Origin of the sequence: Streptomyces sp. NPDC101166 (assembly GCF_044768125.1) — a bacterium.
GTDB lineage: Bacteria > Actinomycetota > Actinomycetes > Streptomycetales > Streptomycetaceae > Streptomyces.
In genome coordinates this window covers 1-1,445 of sequence record NZ_JBIWPF010000114.1, presented here as the reverse complement: position 1 = coordinate 1,445, position 1,445 = coordinate 1, and the positions used below count along the sequence as shown (strand labels likewise).

Here is a 1,445-nt window from a genome sequence, read left to right as displayed (position 1 = left end):
CGGGGGCGCCCAGTGCCAGCAGCGCGGCGACCTTCTTCACCGCACGCTCGCTGTTCTCGGTGTCGGCCGCTACCAGCACGGTGAAGGTCCCGGCCGAGGTGTCGGCCGTCCGGGCCACGATGCGCCAATCCTCGTCGTAGCCGGCGGCCGCGGGCAGATCGTTCGCCGCTGTGCTGGGCAAGCCGGTCAATGGCGTGGGCAGTGCGTGGCGCGATGCCGCGACCTGGTGTGCGGTCGAATCGAAGACCTGCACGGCGGCGATCTGACGGTCCGCGTCGAGCAGTGTCTCGGGCAGCGCGGTCGCCGGCTCGCGCCGCAATTCCGCCGCGATCTGATTCGCCCGGAATTCGGCGGCCGTGTCGACCTCGCTGATCAGGGACCGCTGCAGCACCCACAGCATCGCTGCCGCGGCGACGGCGACGACCGCGCCCACGACCAGCGCGGCCGCCAACGCGGATCTGAGGCGCAGGCCCCAGCGTGCCGGCGCGAGCCACCTCGTGAGCCCTTTCACTCGCTCATCATCCGACACGGCGCCGGCTACGAGAAAACGATCTCAGCGTGTTCTCAGCGATCGGCTGGCACGCTGCGTGGCGACCTGCTCGTTCGCCTCCATCGAGATGGGAAATCCGGCATGGACTCGGCGTCCGCCCGTACCGATTACAAGCTTCCACAGATCACCGTGCTGTTCTGGATTCTGAAGATCGCCGCCACCACTCTCGGCGAGACCGGCGGCGACCTGATCGCGCAGACGCTGAACCTGGGGTACGCCGCCGCCTCGGTGCTGTTCCTGCCGCGATCATGGCGGCCCTGCTCGCTGCCCACTACCTGACCCGCGTCTCCGGTGTCCTCCTGTTCTGGCTGGCCTTCATCCTCACTCGCCCGCTCGGCGCCACCGTCGGCGATCTGCTGTCCAAACCCCACGTGAAGGGCGGTCTGGGGTTCGGAACCTGGGGCACGTCCGCCGTGCTGCTCGCCGTCCTGGTCGCCGGAATTCTGTACGGCTACCGCCGAATCCGTAGGGAACGAGGCACCGTGGAATCGCCGCGACCGTCGACAGCGAGGAACAGCGTCGTAATCAACGGGAAGTGAACCCGATTCGGCGTGTACGGGCGAGTGCCGTATTCGCGGCGACGCACGCCAGGCCCGCCGCCGAGAGGGCCGGATGGACTATCCGGTCACGCATGTCCACGGGGATGAAGCCGAGCAGATCGGCGGGGTTGAGCGCCTCGCTGATGGTCGCGAGCAGATAGGTCGCCGCGACCAGGGTGACGGCGGTGCGGGCGATGCGCGGGCGGAGCAAACCGGCGAGCAGTACGGCGGCGAGTAGCAGCTGCCAGGCCGCTCGCCAGCCCGTGCCGGGCATCGAGAACTGTGGTCCGGCCGCGAGAGTCGTGGTGGCGCGGACGGTCAGGAAGATCGTGACGAGCAAGCAATACCAGGTGGTC

4 protein-coding genes are annotated in these 1,445 nt (G+C 68.7%); 2 read left to right on the top strand and 2 right to left on the bottom strand.

What is annotated here, in order from left to right; translation table 11 throughout:
- The coding region (locus ACIRS4_RS36855) for a hypothetical protein (RefSeq protein ID WP_404204424.1) at positions 1–511 on the bottom strand (511 nt) is incomplete at its 3' end.
- A gap of 120 nt (positions 512–631) precedes the next feature.
- Here ACIRS4_RS36855 and ACIRS4_RS36850 point away from each other — a divergent pair.
- Together ACIRS4_RS36850 and ACIRS4_RS36845 are read left to right on the top strand one after the other, a co-directional pair.
- A complete protein-coding gene (locus ACIRS4_RS36850) occupies positions 632–829 on the top strand; it encodes a hypothetical protein (RefSeq protein ID WP_404204422.1) in 198 nt (65 codons plus the stop codon).
- A complete protein-coding gene (locus ACIRS4_RS36845; RefSeq protein ID WP_404204419.1) occupies positions 799–1,089 on the top strand; it encodes a hypothetical protein in 291 nt (96 codons plus the stop codon). The genes ACIRS4_RS36850 and ACIRS4_RS36845 overlap by 31 nt, the downstream gene beginning before the upstream one ends.
- Here the strand turns inward: ACIRS4_RS36845 and ACIRS4_RS36840 are convergent.
- Positions 1,076–1,445: DUF4383 domain-containing protein (locus ACIRS4_RS36840; protein ID WP_404204417.1), on the bottom strand; the 370-nt coding region annotated here is incomplete at its 5' end. The genes ACIRS4_RS36845 and ACIRS4_RS36840 overlap by 14 nt on opposite strands.